Annotated in this window: 21 protein-coding genes; 8 read left to right on the top strand and 13 right to left on the bottom strand. The window is 71.2% G+C overall.

The annotated features are described in order from the left end of the window. Positions 1 to 47: 47 nt before the first annotated feature. The gene (locus ACFVYN_RS15975; protein WP_389998208.1) at positions 48 to 848 is read left to right on the top strand and encodes an FAD:protein FMN transferase; all 801 of its coding nucleotides are present in this window, start codon (positions 48 to 50) and stop codon (positions 846 to 848) included. Positions 849 to 937: 89 nt separating this feature from the next. On the opposite strand, the gene ACFVYN_RS15970 is transcribed toward ACFVYN_RS15975, so the two are convergent. Genes ACFVYN_RS15970 through argC form a run of 5 tightly spaced genes read right to left on the bottom strand, consistent with a single transcriptional unit; the run spans position 938 to position 5,774 of the window. Beyond that, positions 938 to 1,483, bottom strand: coding sequence for an arginine repressor (locus ACFVYN_RS15970; RefSeq protein WP_389998205.1), 546 nt, complete (start codon positions 1,481 to 1,483; stop codon positions 938 to 940). A gap of 19 nt (positions 1,484 to 1,502) precedes the next feature. Further along, positions 1,503 to 2,690, bottom strand: a complete 1,188-nt coding sequence (locus ACFVYN_RS15965; protein ID WP_389998202.1) for an acetylornithine transaminase — start codon at positions 2,688 to 2,690, stop codon at positions 1,503 to 1,505. Next, positions 2,687 to 3,601, bottom strand: coding sequence for an acetylglutamate kinase (gene argB, locus ACFVYN_RS15960; protein WP_389998199.1), 915 nt, complete (start codon positions 3,599 to 3,601; stop codon positions 2,687 to 2,689). Before argB ends, ACFVYN_RS15965 begins: the two co-directional genes overlap by 4 nt. Then, entirely contained in the window at positions 3,598 to 4,749 is a 1,152-nt protein-coding gene (gene argJ, locus ACFVYN_RS15955) for a bifunctional glutamate N-acetyltransferase/amino-acid acetyltransferase ArgJ (RefSeq protein ID WP_389998196.1), read from the bottom strand. The genes argB and argJ overlap by 4 nt, the downstream gene beginning before the upstream one ends. After that, positions 4,746 to 5,774, bottom strand: coding sequence for an N-acetyl-gamma-glutamyl-phosphate reductase (gene argC, locus ACFVYN_RS15950; protein WP_389998193.1), 1,029 nt, complete (start codon positions 5,772 to 5,774; stop codon positions 4,746 to 4,748). Before argC ends, argJ begins: the two co-directional genes overlap by 4 nt. 103 nt (positions 5,775 to 5,877) lie before the next feature. Between argC and ACFVYN_RS15945 the strand changes: the two genes are divergently transcribed. Beyond that, positions 5,878 to 6,261, top strand: coding sequence for a hypothetical protein (locus tag ACFVYN_RS15945; RefSeq protein WP_389998191.1), 384 nt, complete (start codon positions 5,878 to 5,880; stop codon positions 6,259 to 6,261). Positions 6,262 to 6,305: 44 nt separating this feature from the next. Here ACFVYN_RS15945 and ACFVYN_RS15940 read toward each other — a convergent pair whose 3' ends face one another. Then, positions 6,306 to 8,909 (bottom strand): YfhO family protein, encoded by a 2,604-nt coding sequence (locus tag ACFVYN_RS15940; protein WP_389998188.1) that lies wholly within the window; start codon positions 8,907 to 8,909, stop codon positions 6,306 to 6,308. Between the two features lie 184 nt (positions 8,910 to 9,093). Here ACFVYN_RS15940 and ACFVYN_RS15935 point away from each other — a divergent pair, with 184 nt between their 5' ends. Next, a complete protein-coding gene (locus tag ACFVYN_RS15935; RefSeq protein WP_389998186.1) occupies positions 9,094 to 9,531 on the top strand; it encodes a carboxymuconolactone decarboxylase family protein in 438 nt (145 codons plus the stop codon). On the opposite strand, the gene ACFVYN_RS15930 is transcribed toward ACFVYN_RS15935, so the two are convergent. Next, positions 9,518 to 11,995 (bottom strand): alpha-L-arabinofuranosidase C-terminal domain-containing protein, encoded by a 2,478-nt coding sequence (locus ACFVYN_RS15930; protein WP_389998184.1) that lies wholly within the window; start codon positions 11,993 to 11,995, stop codon positions 9,518 to 9,520. The two genes, ACFVYN_RS15935 and ACFVYN_RS15930, sit on opposite strands and share 14 nt — an antisense overlap. A 148-nt stretch (positions 11,996 to 12,143) precedes the next feature. Between ACFVYN_RS15930 and ACFVYN_RS15925 the strand changes: the two genes are divergently transcribed. Further along, the gene (locus ACFVYN_RS15925) at positions 12,144 to 12,650 is read left to right on the top strand and encodes a DUF6314 family protein (protein WP_389998181.1); all 507 of its coding nucleotides are present in this window, start codon (positions 12,144 to 12,146) and stop codon (positions 12,648 to 12,650) included. Positions 12,651 to 12,742: 92 nt separating this feature from the next. Here the strand turns inward: ACFVYN_RS15925 and ACFVYN_RS15920 are convergent, their stop codons facing one another. The 3 genes from ACFVYN_RS15920 to ACFVYN_RS15910 form a co-directional block, all read right to left on the bottom strand. Then, entirely contained in the window at positions 12,743 to 13,336 is a 594-nt protein-coding gene (locus ACFVYN_RS15920) for a histidine phosphatase family protein (protein ID WP_389998178.1), read from the bottom strand. Between the two features lie 73 nt (positions 13,337 to 13,409). After that, a complete protein-coding gene (locus ACFVYN_RS15915) occupies positions 13,410 to 13,850 on the bottom strand; it encodes a GNAT family N-acetyltransferase (protein WP_389998176.1) in 441 nt (146 codons plus the stop codon). Between the two features lie 18 nt (positions 13,851 to 13,868). Next, entirely contained in the window at positions 13,869 to 15,332 is a 1,464-nt protein-coding gene (locus ACFVYN_RS15910; protein WP_389998175.1) for a PLP-dependent aminotransferase family protein, read from the bottom strand. Between ACFVYN_RS15910 and ACFVYN_RS15905 the strand changes: the two genes are divergently transcribed. Together ACFVYN_RS15905 and ACFVYN_RS15900 are read left to right on the top strand one after the other, a co-directional pair. Further along, on the top strand, positions 15,331 to 16,242 hold the full coding sequence (locus tag ACFVYN_RS15905) for a DMT family transporter (protein ID WP_389998172.1): 912 nt from the start codon (positions 15,331 to 15,333) through the stop codon (positions 16,240 to 16,242). The genes ACFVYN_RS15910 and ACFVYN_RS15905 overlap by 2 nt on opposite strands. A gap of 95 nt (positions 16,243 to 16,337) precedes the next feature. Next, positions 16,338 to 16,538, top strand: coding sequence for a DUF1918 domain-containing protein (locus ACFVYN_RS15900; protein ID WP_389998169.1), 201 nt, complete (start codon positions 16,338 to 16,340; stop codon positions 16,536 to 16,538). Here ACFVYN_RS15900 and ACFVYN_RS15895 read toward each other — a convergent pair. Further along, complete coding sequence (locus ACFVYN_RS15895; RefSeq protein WP_389998167.1) at positions 16,507 to 17,769, bottom strand: glycoside hydrolase family 10 protein; 1,263 nt, start codon at positions 17,767 to 17,769, stop codon at positions 16,507 to 16,509. The two genes, ACFVYN_RS15900 and ACFVYN_RS15895, sit on opposite strands and share 32 nt — an antisense overlap. Before the next feature lie 179 nt (positions 17,770 to 17,948). Here ACFVYN_RS15895 and ACFVYN_RS15890 point away from each other — a divergent pair, with 179 nt between their 5' ends. Next, complete coding sequence (locus tag ACFVYN_RS15890; RefSeq protein ID WP_389998165.1) at positions 17,949 to 18,824, top strand: 3-hydroxybutyryl-CoA dehydrogenase; 876 nt, start codon at positions 17,949 to 17,951, stop codon at positions 18,822 to 18,824. Between the two features lie 209 nt (positions 18,825 to 19,033). Then, positions 19,034 to 19,291 carry a hypothetical protein gene (locus tag ACFVYN_RS15885; RefSeq protein WP_389998163.1) on the top strand — a complete coding sequence of 86 codons (258 nt, stop codon included), beginning with the start codon at positions 19,034 to 19,036 and terminating at the stop codon, positions 19,289 to 19,291. Positions 19,292 to 19,314: 23 nt separating this feature from the next. Here the strand turns inward: ACFVYN_RS15885 and ACFVYN_RS15880 are convergent, their stop codons facing one another. Continuing rightward, positions 19,315 to 19,860, bottom strand: coding sequence for an NUDIX hydrolase (locus ACFVYN_RS15880; RefSeq protein ID WP_389998161.1), 546 nt, complete (start codon positions 19,858 to 19,860; stop codon positions 19,315 to 19,317). 75 nt (positions 19,861 to 19,935) lie between these two features. Continuing rightward, positions 19,936 to 21,276, bottom strand: a complete 1,341-nt coding sequence (locus tag ACFVYN_RS15875) for a transcriptional regulator (protein WP_389998159.1) — start codon at positions 21,274 to 21,276, stop codon at positions 19,936 to 19,938. Positions 21,277 to 21,578: the final 302 nt, after the last annotated feature.

Here is a 21,578-nt window from a genome sequence, read left to right as displayed (position 1 = left end):
GAGCGAGGGCTACAAGAAGTCGCTCCAGTCCGCGCTGGACCAGGCCGGTGGCTGACACGGTGGCCGAGCCGGCACAAGCTCCCGCCGCGGTACGTCACGCGGAGGAGGTCATGGGGACGGTCTTCTCCTTCGACGTCCGCGGCGGGGAACCCCTCGCCGTGCAGGCGGCACTGCGGGAGGCGGTGGCGGAACTGCACCGCGTGAACGAGGTGTTCAGCACCTACCGCGACGACAGCCAGGTCTCCCGCCTGGCCCGCGGTGAGCTGAGCCTCGACGACTGCGATCCCGAGGTCGCCGAGGTCCTCGAACTCGGCGCCGAGGCCGAGCGGTTGAGCGACGGCTGGTTCAGCCTGCGCTACGAGGGCCGCCTCGACCCGACCGGCATCGTCAAGGGCTGGGCGGTGGAACGCGCGGCCCGCCGCATGGCCCTCGCGGGCGCGACCGGGGTGAGCGTCAACGGCGGCGGAGACGTCCAGCTGTTGGGCGTACCGGGCCCGGAACGCCCGTGGCGGGTAGGGGTGTCGGACCCCCTTCGACCGGGCGGCCTGGCCGCGGTGGTCTCGGCGGCGGGTGCGGCGGAGCTGGCCGTGGCGACGTCCGGCACGGCAGAACGCGGCGCCCACATCGTCGACCCCCGCACGGGCCGCTCCGCGGTGACGGACCTGCTGGCGGTGACGGTGGTCGCCCCGACCGTGACCTGGGCGGACTGCTGGGCGACGGCGGCGTTCGCGATGGGTTCACGGGAGGGCCTGGCGTGGCTGGAGTCCTTGCCGGACGTGGAGGCGTTGCTGATCACGGCGGGCGATGAGGTGCGGTGCACGGGGGGCTTGGCAGCTAGGCTCGGGTGAGATTTTTGGGGGCGCGGGGCTGTGTCGATGTGCGGCTCCGCCGCGTGGGCGCGACCAGCCCCCACGCGCCCGCACCCGACGAACAACCTTCAGTGCCCGTTCTGAGCCAACCGCAACAAATGCTCGGCCAGCGCCTGCCCACCCGTAGGGTTCCGGCTGATCAGCATCAACGTGTCGTCCCCGGCAATCGTCCCCAAGATGTCCTGCAGCTCGGCCTGATCAATGGCCGACGCCAGGAACTGCGCAGCCCCCGGAGGGGTCCGCACGACCACGAGATTCGCCGAAGCCTCCGCGGAGATCAGCAGCTCCTGGGAGAGCCGCCGCATCCGCTCCTCCTTGGCGGACTCCCCCAACGGCGCCCGAGGGGTCCGGAAACCCCCTTCACTGGGCACCGCGTAGATGAGATCCCCGTCGTTGTTGCGGATCTTCACCGCGTTCAGCTCGTCGAGGTCCCGGGAGAGCGTCGCCTGCGTGACGCTCAGCCCGTCGTCGGACAGCAGCTTCGCCAACTGGCTCTGCGACCGCACCGGTTGCCGGTTGAGGATGTCCACGATCCGGCGGTGGCGCGCGGTACGCGTCTGCGGCACCGCGGGCCCCGCGACCCCGTTGTGCTCGTGATCCTGCGCATGGCTCATCGTCGTCTCATTCTCCGGATCATCCGTCTCCCTCGGCGGCACCCAGGATGCCGGGGAGAGCCTGAACAAGCGCGTCCACTTCGTCGTCGCCGAGGTTCAGCGGCGGCATCAGCCGTACGACATCGGGGGCGGGCGCGTTCACCAGGAATCCGGCGTCCTGAGCCGCCTGCTGCACCTGCGGCGCGAGCGGCTCGGTGAGCACGATACCCAGGAGGAGTCCCGCACCCCGGACATGGTCGATCAGGGGGTGCCCGAGTGACTCGATTCCGTCCCGCAGCTTCTCGCTCTGCCGCTTGACGTTCTCCAGCAACCCGTCGTTCGCGATGGTGTCGAGGACGGCGAGACCCGCCGCGCACGCGACCGGGTTCCCGCCGAAGGTCGTGCCGTGCTGGCCCGGCTGGAGCAGCTCCGCGGCCCGCCCGAAGGCGACGGTCGCGCCGAGCGGCAGTCCGCCACCGAGCTGCTTGGCGAGGGTGACCACGTCCGGCAGCACGCCCTCGTGGGCCTGGTACTCGAACCAGTGCCCGGTACGGCCGACGCCGGTCTGCACCTCGTCCAGGACCAGCAGCGCGCCCTTGGCCGCGGTGATCGCCCGGGCCGCCTTGAGGTAGCCGGCCGGGGGCACCACGACACCGTTCTCGCCCTGGATCGGCTCGATGACGACAAGTGCGGTGTCCTCGGTGACCGCGGCGGCCAGGGCCTGTGCGTCGCCGTACGGCACATGCGTGACGTCGGCGGGCAGCGGCAGGAAGGGGGTCCGCTTGGCGGGCTGGCCGGTGAGCGCGAGGGCGCCCATGGTCCGGCCGTGGAAGCCGCCGTCGGTGGCGACCATGTGGGTGCGCCCGGTCAGCCGGCCGATCTTGAAGGCCGCCTCGACGGCCTCCGCGCCGGAGTTGCAGAAGAAGACCCTGCCGTCCCGGCCGAAGAGCTGGAGCAGCCGTTCGGCGAGGGCGACGGTGGGCTCCGCCATGAAGAAGTTGGAGATGTGGCCGAGGGACGCGATCTGCTTGCTGACGGCCTCGACGATCGCCGGGTGGGCGTGGCCGAGCGCGTTGGTCGCGATGCCGCCGACGAAGTCGTAGTACTGCCTGCCCTCGCTGTCCCAGACCTTGAGGCCCGCACCGCGGACGAGAGGGAGGCGCGGGGTGCCGTAGTTGTTCATGAGCGAGCCCTGCCACCGCTGGGTGAGCTCCTGATTGTCGGTCATACGGCATCCCCCTCTTGCGCGTCCGGCACGACCATCGTGCCGATGCCCTCGTCGGTGAAGATCTCCAGCAGGATCGAGTGCTGGACCCGCCCGTCGATGACCCGGGCCGTGGTCACGCCGTTGCGCACGGCGTGCAGGCAGCCCTCCATCTTCGGGACCATGCCGGAGCTCAACTCCGGCAGCAGCTTCTCCAGTTGGGAAGCCGTGAGGCGGCTGATCACCTCGTCGCTGTGCGGCCAGTCCTCGTAGAGGCCCTCGACGTCCGTGAGGACCATGAGGGTTTCGGCGTCAAGAGCAGCAGCGAGTGCCGCAGCCGCCGTATCAGCATTGACGTTGTAGACATGTCCGTCGTCCTGGCTACGGGCGATCGAGGAGACGACCGGGATCCGGCCGTCGGCGAGCAGCGCCTGGATGGCGCCCGTGTCGATCGCGGTGATCTCGCCCACCCGCCCGATGTCGACCAGCTCGCCGTCGATCTCGGGCCGGTGCTTGGTGGCGCTGATGGTGTGCGCGTCCTCGCCGGTCAGTCCGACGGCGAGCGGCCCGTGCTGGTTGAGCAGGTTGACCAGCTCGCGCTGCACCTGCCCGGCGAGCACCATCCGTACGACGTCCATGGCGTCCTCGGTGGTGACGCGCAGGCCGGCCTTGAACTCGCTGACGATGCCGTGCTTGTCGAGGGCGGCGCTGATCTGCGGGCCGCCGCCGTGCACGACGACCGGCTTGAGCCCGGCGTGGTGCAGGAAGACGACGTCCTGGGCGAAGGCGGCCTTGAGGTCCTCGTCGATCATGGCGTTGCCGCCGAACTTGATGACGACGGTCTTGCCGTTGTGGCGGACCAGCCAGGGCAGCGCCTCGATGAGGATCTGGGCCTTGGGGAGCGCGGTGTGCTTACGGGTGGATCCAGTGCTCATGACGAGTAGGCGCTGTTCTCGTGGACGTAGTCGGCGGTGAGGTCGTTGGTCCAGATGGTGGCGGTCTCGGACCCGGCGGCGAGGTCGGCGACGATGTGCACCTCGCGGTAGCGCATGTCGACCTTGTCGCGGTCCTCGCCGACGCCGCCGTTCTTGCACACCCAGACGCCGTTGATGGCGACGCTGAGTTGGTCGGGCTCGAAGGCGGCCTTCGTGGTGCCGATCGCGGAGAGCACGCGGCCCCAGTTGGGGTCCTCGCCGTGGATCGCGCACTTGAGGAGGTTGTTGCGGGCGATGGAGCGGCCGACCTCGACGGCGTCGTCCTCGCTCGCGGCGTTCACCACCTCGACCTTGATGTCCTTGCTGGCGCCCTCGGCGTCCCGGATCAGCTGCTGGCCGAGGTCGTCGCAGACCTGCCGTACGGCCTCGGCGAACTCCGTGTATTCCGGGGTGACTTCGGAGGCGCCGGAGGCGAGCAGCAGCACGGTGTCGTTGGTGGACATGCAGCCGTCGGAGTCGACGCGGTCGAAGGTGGTCCGGGTCGCGGCCCGCAGTGCCCTGTCCAGGGCCTCGCTCTCCAGGTCCGCGTCGGTGGTGAGGACGACCAGCATGGTGGCGAGTCCGGGGGCGAGCATGCCCGCGCCCTTGGCCATGCCGCCGACGGTCCAGCCGTCCTTCGTCAGGACGGACGTCTTGTGGACGGAGTCGGTGGTCTTGATGGCGATGGCGGCCTTCTCACCGCCGTGCTCGGACAGTTGGGCCGCGGCGGTCTCGACTCCCGGCAGGAGCTTGTCCATCGGGAGCAGCAGGCCGATGAGCCCGGTGGAGGCGACGGCCACCTCACCCGCGCCGATGTCCAGCACCTCGGCGACCTTCTCGGCGGTGGCGTGCGTGTCCTGGAAGCCCTTGGGACCCGTACAGGCGTTGGCGCCACCGGAGTTGAGGACCACGGCCGACAGCTGACCGCTCTTGAGGACCTGCTCGGACCACAGCACCGGCGCGGCCTTCACGCGGTTGGAGGTGAAGACGCCGGCGGCGGCGCGGCGGGGCCCGGTGTTGACCACGAGGGCCAGGTCCGGGTTGCCGTTCTCCTTGATTCCGGCGGCGATACCGGCCGCCTGGAATCCCTTTGCTGCCGTGACGCTCACGGTGCGACTCCGATCGTGGAAAGACCGAGCTCCTCGGGGAGACCGAGGGCGATGTTCATGCTCTGGACGGCACCGCCCGCGGTGCCCTTGGCCAGGTTGTCGATGGCGCTGATCACGATGATGCGGCCCACGGCCTCGTCGAGGACGACCTGCACCTGAACGCCGTTGGAACCGTAGACGGACGCCGTGGCCGGCCACCGGCCCTCGGGCAGCAGGTGCACGAAGGGCTCGTCGGCGAAGGCCTTCTCGTAGGCGGCGCGGAGGGACTCGGCGGTGACGCCGTCCCGCGCCTTGGCGCTGCAGGTGGCGAGGATGCCGCGGGGCATCGGCGCGAGGGTCGGGGTGAAGGAGACGCTCACCTCGGAACCGGCCGCGGCGCTGAGGTTCTGGACGATCTCCGGCGTGTGCCGGTGGCCGCCGCCGACGCCGTACGGCGACATGGAGCCCATGACCTCGCTGCCCAGCAGGTTCGGCTTGGGCGCCTTGCCCGCGCCGGAGGTGCCGGAGGCGGCGACGATCACGGCCTCGTGCTCGGCGAGGCCTGCGGTGTAGGCCGGGAAGAGGGCGAGCGTGACGGCGGTCGGGTAGCAACCGGGCACCGCGATGCGCCTGGTCCCCTCCAGCGCGGCGCGGGCGCCCGGCAGTTCGGGAAGGCCGTAGGGCCAGGTGCCGGCGTGCGGGGAGCCGTAGAACTTCTCCCAGTCGGCCGCGTCCTTCAGTCGGAAGTCGGCGCCCATGTCGACGACGAGGACGTCCGGGCCGAGCTGTTCGGCGACGGCGGCGGACTGTCCGTGCGGCAGCGCGAGGAAGACGACGTCATGTCCAGCGAGCACGTCGGCCGTGGTTTCCTGGAGTACCCGGTCGGCCAGCGGCAGCAGGTGCGGCTGGAGCGCGCCGAGCCTCTGGCCGGCGTTGGAGTTGCCGGTCAGCGCGCCGACCTCGACCTCGGGGTGCGCGAGGAGCAGTCGCAGGACCTCACCGCCCGCATACCCGCTCGCTCCGGCCACCGCCGCACGTACCGCCATGTCATCCTCCTCCTGGACGGCATGACTATACGTTTGCATGCACGTTTATGCAAGAAATAGCCGACCTGCCGACAGGTGGGGGGCGGGGGGAGAGACTGTCCTCGTGCAGATCCCAGCAGAATCCGTGGCCGCCACCTCGTTGATCGAGGTCGTACGTATCTCCGCCCTGCCGGTCCGACGGGGCACCCCGTACCCCGGGCGGACGGTCGCCCACTGGGCCGGGGACGAAGCGGTCGAGGCCCTGGCCCTGATCGGGTCCCTGCCGGGCAGTTCACAGCACCGCTGCGGCTTCTCCCCCGGCTGGAGCATTCGCGCCTACGACGACTCCCTCGATCTGGTTCTCTTCGAGGCGGCGTTCTGCTTCAGCTGTAACGAGATCCGTATGCACGGAGCAGCCGTCCCGCCCGAACTGGCCACGCAGTTCTTCGACGCGGACAGTCCGCAGGGCGAGGCACTCCTCGCCCTCTTCCGCGCGGCGACGCCCTGACCCACGGGTTCCGCTCCTCGCCCCGTGAGCCGGGAACCGGGGAGCTACGTCACCGTCCGCCGTCCCCTGTCCCGGCGCCGACGCACCGCGCCCAGCACACCGAACCCGGCGAGAACCGCGAGCGCACCGCCCCCGACCGCCGTACCCAGGCGCAGCCCGGGCGGATGGAAAGCGCAGGTGACTCGGGTCGCGGTGCCGTCGAGGGGGACGGCGACCAGGCCGTGGTACTCCTTCGCGGGTGCGGAGGCCGCGTCACCGGCGGCGCAGCGCCAGCCGGCGATCCGGGGCGCGGCCACCACGGCGACGCCCCTGCTGCCCGCCGGGAGCTCGGCCCGGACCGTGCCGCCAGAGCCGGAGACGGTCACCTCGGAGGCGCCGGAGGCCTTGAGCCGCCGTACGACGGCGTGCAGGCGCCCGGTGTCCAGGCAGCCGACCGCCTGGTCCGGCACGACACCCATCCGGCTCGGGGACAGTTCGATCGTGAGGCGGCCGGAGTCCGGGACCGTGCCGAGCCGCTCCATTGCGGCGATCTTGGTGAGGGGCCGCCAGTCGGCCCTGAACCGTCCCGTCAGCCCGTGGGCGGAGGGGCCATCGAGCCGGGCGGTACCGGCGAAGTGCGGCGCCCAGAGGTAGACCTCGCTCCCCGCCCGGCACCGTGCGGTGATCGTCGCCTTCCCTCCGGTACGCACCCCCTGCCGCCGGTCGGTGCTGCGGTCCGCGGGCTTCCCGGCGCCGTTGAGGACGGTGATGCGGGGCAGGGTGTAGACGCGGGTGCCCAGCAGCAGCTCCTGGTTGCGGTACGGCGACGGCCCGAAGGCACCGGTCGCGGCGGACGGCCGTACCGTCACCAGGGGCGGGACGTCCTCGCGGGTCACACTCTCGCCGGTGCCGTCCTGCGGGAACCAGTTCTGGTGCGGGTCCGGCGGGGAGTGCACCCGGGCGCCCACCGAGAAGATGACGTCCGTGACCGCGTTGTCCAGGCTCTGGAGGCTGCGGCCGCCCGAGGTCCAGCCGCCGCCGAGGGCCGTGAGCGTGCTGCTGAACACGGCCGAGGTGTGGCTGCTGTAGTACTGGGCGCCCTGCCCGCCGACCTCCAGCGGGTCGTTGCCGACGGTGTGTTCCCGGCCCGGGTCGGTGCGGTAGCGGGGCCAGCCGTCGGCTTGGGCGATCGCGTCCGCCTGGTCCTGCTGCCGGTCACCCCAGGGGGCGTAGTCGTCCATGTGCCCGAACCGCATCCGGGTGGCCACGGCGGAGGTGGCGGTGGCCTCGCCGACCTGCGTGCCGAGGAGCAGGACGGCGGCGAGCGCGGCCGGGGCCCTGCGCAGCACGGGCCGCTCACGGCCGAGCAGGACCAGCCCGAGCAGCGCACCCACGGCCGCCGTCAGGAACACCGGCCAGGCGAAGGAGCGGACCAGGTGACTGCCGCTCGCGACGACCGCGATCAGCGCGAGCAGCCCGGCCGCCGCCGCCAGTGCACGCCGGTCGAGGGGGCCGTAGGACAGCGTGTGCCAGGCGGCGATCACCAGCAGGGCGCACACCACGAAGGTCTGGCGGTACGAACTGCCCTGCGGTTCCGCGAAGGCGTGCCAGAGCAGATGGGTCGGGCCCCACTGCATCGACAGGGTCACGCCGAGCACCAGCAGCGTCCACCCGGCCCGCACCCGGCGGGGAGCCGCCCGGTGGAAGGGCAGGGCGAGGGCGGGCAGCAGGGCCGTGGTGCCGACGAAGAGCGCCGGGGAGCCGAAGCTGTACGTCGTCGGCAGCAGCCGGGCCAGCAGGTCCTGCGCGCCCACCGGAGCGAACCGGGTGAACCGGCCCTCGGAGGCGTGCGCGCTGCCGAAGTACACGACCGTCACCAGGGGCGCCGCCAGTCCCATGCCGAGGGCGAAGGTCACGGCGGCCCGGCCCGCCGCGGTGAGCCTGCGGCGGCGGGGCAGGTCGGCCAGCCACAGCCGCAGCAGGAACACCAGGGCGGCGGCGAGGGTGGCCATGTAAGCGGTGTAGAAGTTGGCGATCCAGGCGGCCGTCACCACCAGCACTCCGAGCAGCGGGCGCCGGCCGCTGAGGATCCACTCGCCGACCCGGCACAGCAGCGGCAGGGCGATCAGCCCGTCGAGCCACATGAGGTTGTACGAGGCGGCAGCCAGGGTCCAGCCGCACAGGGCGTAGGACGCGCCCAGCAGACCCGCCGCCCACCAGCGCCCGGGCCGCAGCCCCAGCAGCAGCCAGGCCATCGCGGCACCGGCACACGCGATCTTCAGCACGGTGATCACATACACCGCGAGATCGATCTCGTCCCGCGGGAACACCGCCACGAGCAGGGCGAACGGGCTGGTGAGATAGGTGCCGAGATCGGGCAGGAAGCTGGTGCCGAATCCCGACTGCCAGTTGACGAGGAGGCCGCCGGTGCCCCGTCCGTGCAGCAGGTCCCACAGGTGCGCGTGGAAGGGGACGTACTGGTTTCCCAGGTCGTTGACGTTCCGGGTGCGCGGTCCGAAGGGGTAGCTGCGGGCGACGGCGTCGGCCGCGCAGAGCACGACGACGGTGATGGCCACCGCCAGCAGGGCGGCCTGCCCCGGTCCGGGCGGTGGCCGCTCCCCCATGAGGTCGTTCGCTGTCTTCGGCTCGGGCGGGACGGTCGGTCGCATGCCCTGTTGGCTGGTCAATTCAGGCCCCCGTCCGGGGTGTTCACCCCGTGCGTTTGTCGCTGCGCCGATTTAGACCATGGGTGCATACGGTTGGTTGTCCGACCGCCGATGGCGGTGAAGTGAACTCCGTACGACCCGGAGGCCAACGGCGGCCGAGGGGGATGTACGGGCAAAGGGAGCCGACATGAGCGAGAGCACCACCCGCGAGGAGCGTTTCGCGCGCGGCCTGGAGATGCTGGGGAGCGTCAACCCCGAGGTAGGGCAGCTGGTCGTCGACTCGCTCGCCGACGTCAGCCCGGAGATGAGCCACCAGATCATCGCCTGGGGGTTCGGCGAGATCTACTCGCGACCACAACTCGTCCCCCGCGACCGCCAGTTGGTCACACTGGGCATGCTGACCGCGCTCGGCGGCTGTGAGACCCAGCTGGAGGTGCACATCAACACGGCCCTGAACGTGGGCCTGACCCCCGAGCAGATCGTCGAGGCGCTGTTGCAGTCGGCGGGGTACTGCGGATTCCCCAGGGCCCTGAACGCCATGGCCGTGGCGAAGAAGGTCTTCGGCGAGCGGGGGCTGCTGCCCGTCGGACAGCAGCCCGCCGACCCGTCGGCTACCTCTGCCTGATCCTCAGGAAGGTGACCGAGTTCGCCGGGAAGGTGTACGAGAACTTCCCGGCGACCCCGTCGAAGGTGGACGTCACCGGGGCGACGGCGGTCGACGTCTCACTGTTCACGGCGTCGGGGCCGGCCGCCAGGGTGGTGACCCGGGCCCTGGAGGCGACCTTGGCCCGGCCCAGGTCGATCGCCGTACGGGCGGCCGCGTCCTGGGCGTTGACGACCTTGACGATCAGGTCACCGGTCTTCTGGTCCTTGGTGACCACCTGGCGGAACGGCTCGGCCGGCTTGTCGTCGGTGAAACCGCCCCACTCCTGCCCGTCGAGGTAGAGGGTCACCTGACGGCCGCGGACCTTGACGTCGATGTCGTAGGCGCGGCCGGTCTCGACCGATCCGGCCTTGGAGATCAGCGTCGACTTGCCGCCGTCCACGGCCTGTTCGACGGCGGACTGGGTGTTGTTCCAGCCGCCGATGTTCCACCAGTAGTAGTTGCCGGTGTCCTTCACCCCGAAGGCGACGAGGAAGCCCTCCTTGCCGGCCTTCTTGGTGGCCTTCACCTTCAGGTCGTAGTCGTGCCAGGACGGGTCGCCGGCCGAGACCATGGTGTTCTCGGCGTTCACGTCGCTCTGCACGTACTGCCCGTCCTGGACGCTCCAGCTGCCGCCGCCGGTGTGGGTCCACTGGGAGGCGCCGCCGCTGAAGTCGTCGGTGAGCAGGGTGTTCCCGTCGGCACCGGTGACCTGTACGTCGTCGTACGCCGCCGTCGTGGCCCAGGTCGAGAGGCCCACGGCGCCGGTGATCGGGGCGAGCAGCGAGGGCGTGCCGGTGGCGGTGGAGGGCACCACGCGGTCGCCGACGTTGTTCATGAACAGCTTCTGGACCTCGTAGTTGGCGGAGTTCCAGGAGGCGTGGTTGTTGAACCAGATCAGGTCCGGGCGCCACTGGACGTAGTCCTCGTTGGCGAACAGCGGGGCGTAGGAGGCGAGTTTGACGACGTCGGCGTTGCGCTCCAGACCCGTCATGAACGCGGCCTCGGCGAGGCCGTTCTTGAAGGTGTTGCCCTGGGAGGCGTACTCGCCGAGGAAGACCTTCGGGCCGCTGCGGTCGTAGGAGTCGTAGCGGTCGTTGTTCTGCAGGAACCACTGCGTGCTGTTGTAGTAGTGCTCGTCGACCATGTCGACCTTGGCGTCCCTGTTGAGCTGCCAGGCCGTGTCGAAGGTGGTACCCGAGTCGTCCGGGCCGGAGTTGGAGATGACCTGGATGTCCGGGTACTTCGCCTGGATGGCGGCGCGGAACTCCTTGAACCGGGCGAAGAACTCCTCCGGCAGGTTCTCCTCGTTGCCGACCTCGATGTGGGTGAGGTGGAACGGCTTGGCGTGGCCCATCCTCGCCCGCACCTTGCCCCACGTGGAGCTCGCCGGGCCGTTGGCGAACTCGATCAGGTCGAGGGTGTCCTGGATGTGCCGCTTGAGCAGTGCCTCGTCGGCGACGGCCTTGTTCTGGCCGCAGCCGGTCACCAGGGCGGGGACGACGGGCAGCGGCATGGCGCCGATGTCCTCGGAGAGGCGGAAGTACTCGTAGTAGCCGAGACCGTAACTCTGGTTGTAACCCCAGACGTTGGCGTTGGTCGCGCGCTGCTCGACCGGGCCGATGGTGTCCTTCCACTGGTACGCGCGCTTGCGCTGGTAGCCGGAGGCCTCGTTGTAGTCCTCCATCGAGCCCGTGTTGACCAGGCAGCCGCCCGGGAAGCGCACGAAGCCCGGGTGCAGGGCGGCGATCTTCTCGGCGAGGTCCTTGCGCAGCCCGTTGGGTTCACCGCGGTAGGTGTCGCGGGGGAAGAGGGAGACCATGTCGAGGGCGGCCGCCGCGGAGGAGACCACGGTGAGACGGCCGTTGCTGCTGGTCTTCGTCGCGGTGAAGGTGGCTTTGTACCGGGCCCAGCCGCTCTTCGTCACGGCGACCCTGCGGGCGGTGGCGAGCGTGCCGTCGGCGTCCTGCAAGGAGACCGTGAGGGCGGTGCCGGCGTCCGCGCGGGCCCACACCGAGAAGTCGTACTTCTTGCCCTCGTCCACGTGGATGCCGGTGTTGTATCCGGCGTTCGTGATCGACGAACCGGCGGCCAGGGAGAGGTAGGTGCGGTTGCGCTCGTTGAGGCGCCCGCTGTCGTCCCGCACCTGGGCGGTGCCCTGGACGGTCCATGAGGTCAGCGGGGTGTACGAGGAGTTGTCGGCGGTGGAGTACTCGAAGGACCGGTTCTGCACGAGTTCGGCGTACAGACCGCCGTCGGCGGCCCGGTTGATGTCCTCGAAGAAGACGCCGTACATCGTGTCGTCGATCTTCGCGCCCTTGGCGGCCGGGTCGACGGTGATCGCGTAGTCGGTGACGTCCTCGGCATGGGCGGGGGCGGGGACCAGACCGGCGGCCACCAGGAAGGCGGTGGCGCTGAGACCGAGTCTCCAGCGGGTGCGTGACATGGATGCTCCGCGGCTCTCTGTCGAAAGTGACGTTCGAAATATCAAACGATGATCAGCACTTCGAACGGCAAGATAGGGAGAGTGATCTGGAGCGTCAACGGGTCGCGCGGCTTCGAAAGTGTCGGAAGGGATCGGAGGGGCGGGGCGGATGGGCGGGTTCTGGCCAGTGACGGATGTGCTGGGGTATCTGGCCGGGAGCTGGCGGACCGAGCGGACCGTGCGGGATCTGGCGAGCGGGGACGAGGGCCGGTTCTCCGGTACTACTGCTTTCGGCCGACTGGAGGACGGCGGACTGCTCTCCCAGGAGTCGGGCGTCTTCGTCTGGCAGGGCGTCCCACGCCCCGCGGAACGGACCCTTCGGTTCCTGCCGGGCGGGACACCGGGCACGGCGCACGTCCGCTTCTCCGACGGGCGCCCCTTCCACGACCTCGACCTGACCTCCGGCCACCATGTCGCGGACCACCCCTGCGCGGCGGACCTCTACCGCGGCGACTTCACCGTCCTGGACGCGGACCACTGGCGCACGGTGTGGCGGGTCGGCGGCCCGGCGAAGGACCTGCTCCTGACGACCGACTACACGCGCGAGACCACGGGCGCGGGTGACGCGGCCGAGCCGACCGGCGACGCCCGGCGCCTGGACACGGGGAACGACTGACAGCCGCCGCCCCGGACCGTCAGCCACGCAACACGGCACAACGCCCCACACCCACTGGCACGAGACAACTCACGACGCCGAGCCTCGCCCCCCTAGGCCCGCGCAGGCTGCGTCGGGACCCCCTCGAAGCGCAGGCTCCAGCGGCCCGCCCTGCCGGTCACGGTGGTCGCCGACAGGGGGCGTACGTCGATGTTCCAGTAGGTCGACGGCGGAGCCTTCAGCGCGTACACCAGCGCGGCCCGGATCACCGCGGGTTCCGCGACGGCGACGACCCGGCCGCCGTCCTCCACCGGCCGGGTGTCGAGCCACTCCCCCACCCGTGAGATGAAGGTCAGCAGTGACTCGCCGCCGTGCGGGATCGCCCGTGGGTCGGCGAGCCAGGTGTCCACGGACTCCGGCTCGCGGGCCATCGCCTCGCCGAGGGTCAGTCCGCGCCAGCGCCCCATGTCACAGTCCCGCAGCGCGAGTTGGACCAGAGGGGAGTAGCCGAGGGCGTCCCCGGTGGCGCGGCTGCGGGGCGTGGGCGAGCAGTACCGCAGCTCGGCCGCCGCGAGGGGCAGCAGCTCGTGCGCCACACCGAGCACCTCGTCCCAGCCGGCCTGGTCCAGCGGACGGTCGTCCTCGAACCGCTCGGCCAGCAGCGAGGAACTGCGCGCGGCGGCGACGAACGTGACCCGAAGTTGCATGCGGCGATGGTGAGCCGCGAAAGTGCGCAGGTCAAGGGGCGTTACCGGGGAGTTACCGAGGGTGCCCCGGGGCTCACTGCCCGAGGACCAGTGCCATCCACCGATCGGGCTCGGCGAGCGGCGCGAACCCCAGCTTCTCGTACACCCCGTGGGCGTCATGGGTGGCGAGCAGAATCCGCCGGAGACCGTAGGGCCGCAGGTGCTCGCACACGGCCCCGACCAACGCCGTGCCGATCCCCTCGCCCCGCACCGACCGGTCGACGTACACATCACACAGCCAGGCGAACGTGGCCAGGTCGGTGATGACCCGGGCGTACGCCACCTGATCCCCCGATTCCACCGCGTACACCCCGAAGTTGAGCGACCCGGCGATCGCCCGGTCCTGCTTCTCCCGGGGCCGCCCCATCGCCCAGTACGCGTCGGTCGACAGCCAGTGGTGCACCCGTCCGGCGTCGAGGCGCTCGGGGTCGGTGGAGATCTCGTAGCCCTCGGCGAGGGGCGGGGTGTCGGTCATGGCCGTGACGTTGGCAGGTCACGGAAGCCGGAGTCGAGCCCTTTTCGCCGGGAGCACCTCGTCACAGGCCGTACGGAGCCGTCGTACCCCTTCCGCGATCTCACCCGCCCCGGCCACCGCCGCGAAGCTCAACCGGACGTGGGCGGCGGGAGGTTCGGCGCTGAAGTACGGGCGGCCGGGGGTGATCGCGACGCCCGCGCGGAGGGCCGCTGCGGTCAGGGCGGTCTCGTCCGTGCCGTCGGGCAGGCGGAGCCAGAGGTGGTAGCCGCCCGACGGGATGTGCGGGAGGGCGAGTTCGGGAAGGTCGAGGCGGAGGGCGGTGGTCATCGCGTCCCGGCGGGTCTTCAACTCGGCCGAGATCGTGCGCAGATGGCGGGGCCAGGCCGGCGAGCCGACGAGTTCCAGGGCCGCCTCCTGGAGGGGACGGGGGACGAAGAAGGTGTCGACGATCTGGATCGCGCGCAGGCGCTCCAGCACCGGGCCGCGTGCGGTGAGCGCGCTCACCCTGAAGCTCGGCGAGGTCGCCTTGGTCAGCGAGCTCACATGGACGACGACTCCGTCGGGGTCGTCGGCGGCCAGCGGACGCGGCAAGGGGCCCGCGTCCTCGTGCACGAGCCGCCGTACGAAATCGTCCTCGACGACGAACGCACCGGCCTCGCGGGCGATCCGCAGCACCTCGCCCCGGCGCTCGGGGGCCAGTACCGCGCCGGTCGGGTTCTGGAACAGCGGCTGGCACACGAACACCCGGGCGCCGGTCGCCCGGAACGCGTCGGCGAGCAGGCCCGGCTTCACCCCGTGCGGGTCCACCGGGACAGGGACGGGGCGAAGGCCGGCCGAGCGCGCGATCGCCAGCATGCCGGGGTAGGTGGGCGACTCGACGAGCACGGCTGCGCCGGGCGGGGCCAGCGCGCGCAGCGCGGTCGTGAGCGCGGACTGCCCGCCCGCGGCGATCAGTACCTCCGCGGCGGTGACCGCGCCGCCGATGGTGCGCGCGAACCACTCGCGCAGTTCCGGCAGTCCCTCCGTCGGCGGCCGTCCCCAGGCCCCCGGGCGGCGGCCCGCACGGGCCAGGGCCGCGGACATCGCGCGCTCCGGCTGGAGGGTGGGGTGCAGATAGCCGCCGTTGAACTCGACCACCCCGGGCGGCGGGGCGGCCAGCGAGACCAGGACACCGGACGCGTCCACCGAGCGCGGTACGAGGTCGCCGGCGCCGTCGGCGCTCAGTGCGACCTCCTGCCAGGAGGTGTCCCCGGCCGCGGTGGCGGTGGTGCGCGGCTGCGCACGGAAGGCACCGGCGCCGGGGCGGGTGACGACCAGCCCCTCGGCGGCGAGCTGCGCGAGGGCACGGGAGACGGTCACCGGGCTGACCCGGAACCGGTCGACGAGGGCCCGGCTCGACGGGAGCTTTCCACCAGGTGAGTAGCGGTCCAACTCTCGCCGCAGCTGTTCCGCCAGTTCGATGACGCTGCTACGCTCTTGCATGAGAGTACAGAGTAGCGCTATCGCACCGGCCGGGATAGCGGTTCCCGCTCCCGCCAGGACCTTCGGCACCCTCCAGGCCGCTCTCGGGGTCGCCGCGTTCTCCCTCACCTTCCCCGCCACCGCGTGGGGTCTGGAAGGCTTCGGGCCCTGGTCCCTCGTCGCCGTGCGCAGCGTCCTCGCGGCCCTCGTCGCGGCGGGCGGCCTGCTGGCACTGCGCGTCCCGCTGCCCAGCCGCCGGGACCGGCCGGGGCTCGCGGTCGTCGCCGCCGGGGTCGTCGTCGGCTTCCCGCTGCTGACCACGCTCGCTCTCCAGACGTCCACCACCGCGCACGCGGCGGTCGTGGTAGGTCTGCTCCCCCTGACGACGGCGTTGTTCTCCGCCCTGCGCATGGGCACCCGTCCCTCGCGCACCTTCTGGACGGCCGCGCTGGCGGGCGCCGCCGCCGTGGTCGCCTTCACCGTGCAGCAGAGCGGCGGTGCGCTGACCACCGCCGACCTGTATCTCTTCGCCGCGCTGCTGGTGTGCGCGGCCGGCTACACCGAGGGCGGCCGGCTGGCCCGGGTCATGCCCGGCTGGCAGGTCATCGCCTGGGCGCTGGTGCTGTGCCTGCCGATCGGCGTGCCCGCGGCGGTGCTCGCGCTGTCGTACGAGCCCGTGCACCTCACCGCGCACAGTGTCGCCGGGCTGCTCTGGGTGGCGGCGGGCTCGCAGTTCCTCGGCCTGGTCGTCTGGTACCGGGGCATGGCGGCGATCGGGATCCCCAGGGCCAGCCAGTTGCAGTTGGCCCAGCCCCTGCTCACACTGGTGTGGTCGGTGCTGCTGCTCGGCGAGCACCTGACGGTGGCCGCCCCGCTGACGGCCGCGGCGGTGCTCGTGTGCATCGCCGTCACCCAGCGGGCGCGGGGCTGACGGCGCGCACGCGCCGGTCCAACCGGGCCCCCGCGCCGTAAAATCGGGGCCACGGACCGCTACTCCCGCACTTGGTGATGAGGAGGCCCCAGACGATGCGTGCAACCGTGGGCGACCAGCTTGTGCAGCACGGCAGGGTGGTCGGACAGCAGGACAAGGTCGGCGAGATCGTCGAGGTGATGGGTCAGGGGGGCAATCCCCCGTACCGCGTCCGCTTCGAGGACGGGCACGAGGGGGTGTGCTCCCCCGGCCCCGACACCGAGATCAGGCACCGGTTCCAGCAGACCGCCCGGTGACCCGGCGCGGGGGCGCCGCCGGCTCCTGGTAGTGGTCGGCGACCACCCGCGCCATCGCCCCGATGCGGTCGGCGGTGACCTCCTTGGCGGCGAAGAAGACATGCCCGCGCACCTGTGGGTACTCGCGCGCGAGCGTGAGATGCCGGGACAGCTCCGCGGGGTCCTGCCAGGCTGCGGGCTGCGCCGGGTCCCCCGCCTTGTAGAGCGCCTCGCCGACGTACAGCCTGGTCCTGCTGCCGCGCGCTTGCTCCGCCCACCAGGGCACGAGTGCGGCGTAGTCGGCCGCCGCGAAGCCGATGTTCCAGTAGAGCTGCGGCACGAGGTAGTCGATCCAGCCCTCCCGCACCCACTTGCGGGTGTCCGCGAAGTTGTCGTCGTACGACTGCACACCCGCGCGTGTGTCCGAGCCGAGCGGGTCGGTGGCCGCGTTGCGCCACACCCCGAAGGGGCTGATGCCGAACCGCGCGGTGGGCCGGATCCGCTTGATGCGGGCCGCGGTCTCCAGGACCAGCTTGTCGATGTTGTCCCGCCGCCAGTCGGCCCGGGTCGGGAAGTCGCCGCCGTACGCGTCGTAGGCCGCGTCGTCGTCGAAGGTCTGGCCGGCCACCGGGTACGGGTAGAAGTAGTCGTCGAAGTGGACCGCGTCCACCGGGTACGTGCGCACCGCGTCGAGGATCGCGTCCTGGACGAAGGCGCGGACCTCGGGCAGTCCGGGGTTGTAGTAGAGCTTCCCGCCGTACGGCACCACCCAGTCCGGGTGGACGCGGGCGGGGTGGGAGGCGACCAGCCTCGTCGGGTCGGCGTGGTTGGCGATGCGATACGGGTTGAACCAGGCGTGCAGGTGCAGGCCCCGCCGGTGCGCCTCGGTGACGGCGGTGCCGAGCGGGTCCCAGCCGGGATCCACGCCCTGCGTCCCGGTGAGGTACTGCGACCAGGGCTCGTACGGCGAGGGCCACAGGGCGTCGGCGGTGGGCCGCACCTGGAACATCACCGCGTTCAGCCGGTCCGCCGCCGCCCGGTCCAGGTGGGCGATCAGCTCCGCGCGCTGCTGTGCGGCACTCAGCCCCGGCTTCGACGGCCAGTCCCGGTTGGACACGGTGGCGAGCCACACGCCCCGCATCCCGGTCGCCGTCCGCTTCCTCGGGCGGCCCGGCGCGGCGGCCGCTCCCGAGGCCGTCGTCAGGGTGGACAGCGCGGCCAGCGCGAAGGCCCGGCGTGACAGACGTCCCATGCACACTCCCCCAACACCATGGATCCGCTCGGTCACGGATCGTCTCAGCGCCCCAGAATGCCCGAACGATGCCGGACCCGGACGATCGATCATCGATACTTGGGAGTAACGTGCTCGAACGGAGCAGGATCCGGCCACGGCCGTCCTGCCCCCAGGTGAAGATCAGCGAAAGGGACGAAGTGACGGACTTCCCGGCCGGAGACATCGCGCGCGTAGGAGTGGTGGGCTGCGGCCAGATGGGGGCGGGCATCGCCGAGGTGTGCGCCCGTGCCGGTCTGGACGTGAGGGTTGCCGAGACCACGGGCGAGGCCCTGGAGATCGGTCGTACCCGGCTGTTCAACTCCCTGACGAAGGCCGCCGAACGCGGCAAGATCACCGAGGAGGAGCTGGCGGCGACGCAGGCCCGCCTCAGCTTCACCACCGACCTCGGCGAGTTCGCGGACCGCGATCTGGTCATCGAGGCCGTCGTGGAGAACGAGCAGGTGAAGACCGAGATCTTCCAGGTCCTCGACCAGGTGGTGACCCGACCGGACGCGATCCTGGCCTCCAACACCTCCTCCATCCCGCTGGTGCGCCTCGCGGTCGCCACCTCGCGGCCCGACCAGGTCGTCGGCATCCACTTCTTCAACCCGGCTCCGGTGCAGAAGCTCGTCGAGCTGATCCCGGCGCTCACCACCTCCGAGGGCACCCTGGCCCGCGCCCAGCAGTTCGCCGAGAAGCTGCTCGGCAAGCACGCGATCCGCGCCCAGGACCGCTCCGGCTTCGTGGTCAACGCGCTGCTGATCCCGTATCTCCTGTCCGCGATCCGGATGTTCGAGTCGGGCATCGCTAGCCGCGAGGACATCGACAACGGCATGGAGCTGGGCTGTGCCCACCCGATGGGCCCGTTGAAGCTGTCCGACCTGATCGGCCTGGACACCGTCGCCTCGGTCGCCTTCTCGATGTACGAGGAATACAAAGAGCCGCTGTACGCCGCTCCCCCGCTGCTCCAGCGCATGGTCGACGCGGGCCGGCTGGGCCGCAAGACCGGCTCGGGGTTCTACACCTACGGCTGACCTGCACACTGTCCGTTCCAGGGTGCTGCTTACACAGTGCTACGAACACGGGCCCGGCACTCCTGCGAGTGCCGGGCCCGCGTCATTCACACACCGTGTGCGCGGAGGGCTCGCATATGCCGCTCGCACACTCTCGCCACGCGCCCACCAGGCGAGTTGACTCTTCATGCGCATGCAAGGGATGGGACGACTACAGAAAGGAGCGGACCGTGACCGCCGACCCGGAGCATCCCGTGGTCCATGGTGAACTCGCAGAGTTACGGCGTCGCCTCGATGTCGCGTACGCCCGCGTCGAGGGAGGACTGGCTCTGCTCAGTCATCGCACGGAACAGACGGACAAGGAGATCGACGATCTGAGCGCACGGATCATCGCCCTGGAGCACGCCCGCTGGCCGCTTCCCGCAGTCGCGGCGATCACCGCCGTGGGCGCGCTCGTCGTGGCGATCTGGCAGGCCCTCGGCCGCTGAGGCTTCGGGGCACTCCGGGGGGATCAGGGCAAGGAGTCCTGACCGAGCCTCAGATGGTGCAACAGGAGTAACGCGGCCGCCATGTTGGCGGCCGGGACCTCCCCGCGGACGACCATGTCGGGAACGAGTTTGAGGGGGACCCATTCCCGGCGGTCGGACTCGAAGTCGTCCACGGGGTGCCCGATGTACTCGCCCTCGTCGGCCCAGTAGATGTGGTGCCGGGCGTCGGTGAGCCCGTTGGAGGGCTCCACGCTCATGAGGTGCTGGAGCGGCCCCGGCCGCCAGCCGGTCTCTTCCTCGAGTTCCCTGGCGGCCGCGACGGCGATGTCCTCGCCGTCCTCGACCACCCCCGCGGCGAGCTCCCAGCCCCAGCTGTCGGTGATGAAGCGGTGGCGCCACAGCAGCAGGACCTCGTTGGCCTCGTTCACCACCGTGGCGACGGCGACCGGGCGCAGCCGTATCAGGAAGTGGTCGAGATGCCGGCCGTCCGGCAGCTCGACATCGGCGAGATTGACGCGGAACCAGCGGTTTTCATACACAGTCCGTTCGTTCTGTTTCGTCCACTGCACGGTTCTGCCACCTTCCGTCGAGTAAGTGGCAATATCGCAGCAGGGACTGTGGGGTGTCGGCGTCCGTGTGCCGCTCTACAGGGGCACGCGCAGTGCGCCGTCGATCAGTTCGGCTGCCTCGGACGTGCCCGCGCAGCCGCTGCGGACCAGGTGTTCGCGCACCGCTCTGAGTCTGTCGCGCAGCCGCTGGGACTCCATTCCCCGCGCCTGTTCCGCCATCTGCACGGCCGTGGCCACCGCCTTGTCGGCGTTGCCCTGGCGCAGCTCGATCGTGCTGAGCATGGCGAGCCGGTGCACCCGTCCCCGGTCGTGGGCCGGGTTGTCGACGGCGGCCGCCGCGTGCGCGGCCGCTGCCGCGAGCTCGCCGAGGCTGAGGAGCGCCTCCGCCACCTGGACGTTGACGAGGCCCGGCTGGACATACCCGGTCTCGTCGGGCTCGTATCCGCGCCGGATGCGTTCGGCGGCCTGCTCGGCCCGCCGGATGCAGGACAGCGCGGTCGTGCCGTCGCCGAGGTGGGCGTACGCCTTGGCCTGCATCGCGTACAGGTCGCAGGCGAGCGCCGGGGTGATGTGCTTGCCGGCGGCCCTGAGCGCGGCCTCGGCGAAGGCCACGGCCTGGCGGTACTCCCGCATGAACAGGGACTGGTTGACCAGCAGCGCGATGACGTAGGCGCCGAGGCCCCGGTCGCCGCTGGCCTTGGCGAGCCTGAGGGCCTGGTGGAAGTAGCGCTGGGCGAGACCGTGGGCGTCGGAGTCGTAGGCGCAGATGCCGGCGACCGCGACCAGTCCGCCGGTGGCGCGGTGCAGTTGGCGGCCCGTCTCGTCGGTGTAGCTGCCGCGCAGCAGCGGGGCGGCCTCGGCGTTGAGGAAGCCGACGATCCGGCTCCGGGTCGCCACCCCGCCGGCCTTGCGGTACATCTGCTCGTAGTGGGTGCGGGCCGCGCGGAGCATCTCGATGTCGGTGCGGGTGACCCGGTGCCGGCCGCCACGCGAGACGTCGACGTCCTCGGGCGGGTTCTCCCACTCCCACACGGGCATGACGGCGGGCGTGCCGGTGACCGCGGGGGCGCCCAGGATGTGCGGGCGCTGCTGTTCGTCGGAGCGCCACAGGGCGGTGGCCCGCTCGACGAAACCGGACAGGGAGGTGCCGTGCGGGGCGGACGGTTCGCCGGGCACGCCGAGGCCGATGTCGTCGAGGGTGACGGGGCGTCGGAGCCGGCCCGCGAGCACCTCGCAGATCAGGTCGGGCACCTGGCCGCGCGGGCGCTGCCCCTTCAACCACCGTGCCACGGCGGTGTGTTCGTACCGGAGCGCGAGGCCGCGCGCCCTCCCGGCCTGATTCACATGTGCGGCAAGCCCCGCGTGCGAGATCCCGGCTTCGTCGAGGATCGCGTCGAGCAGAGTGTTGGGCTGCATCCTTGCCCCCCGGGTGGCTCGGTGCCGCCAGATTAGTGGGTCCGCCTTCACACGGGGTGTGATCGGAGTGCCCGAATCCGCAGGGTGCACGCACTGTCGCGGAGAGTTTCCAGCCGGTTGACTGAACTGCCTCGCAAGAGGACGGCCGGGCCGCCGGCTCCCCCTCGTACAGTGCGGTGGCCTGGCCGGTGGCCCGAATCGGGGGCATGGGGGCGCAGCCCCCACAGGGGCGCGGGGAACTGCGCGACCAGCCACGACGCAGCCGAGGCCGCCAGACGCCCCCGGCCCCCCACGGCGACCAA

The organism is Streptomyces sp. NPDC058307 (genome assembly GCF_042880295.1).
In the GTDB taxonomy this organism is placed as follows: domain Bacteria; phylum Actinomycetota; class Actinomycetes; order Streptomycetales; family Streptomycetaceae; genus Streptomyces.
Note: the sequence above shows the minus strand (reverse complement) of the source record. Positions and strands in the feature narration are given on the sequence as shown.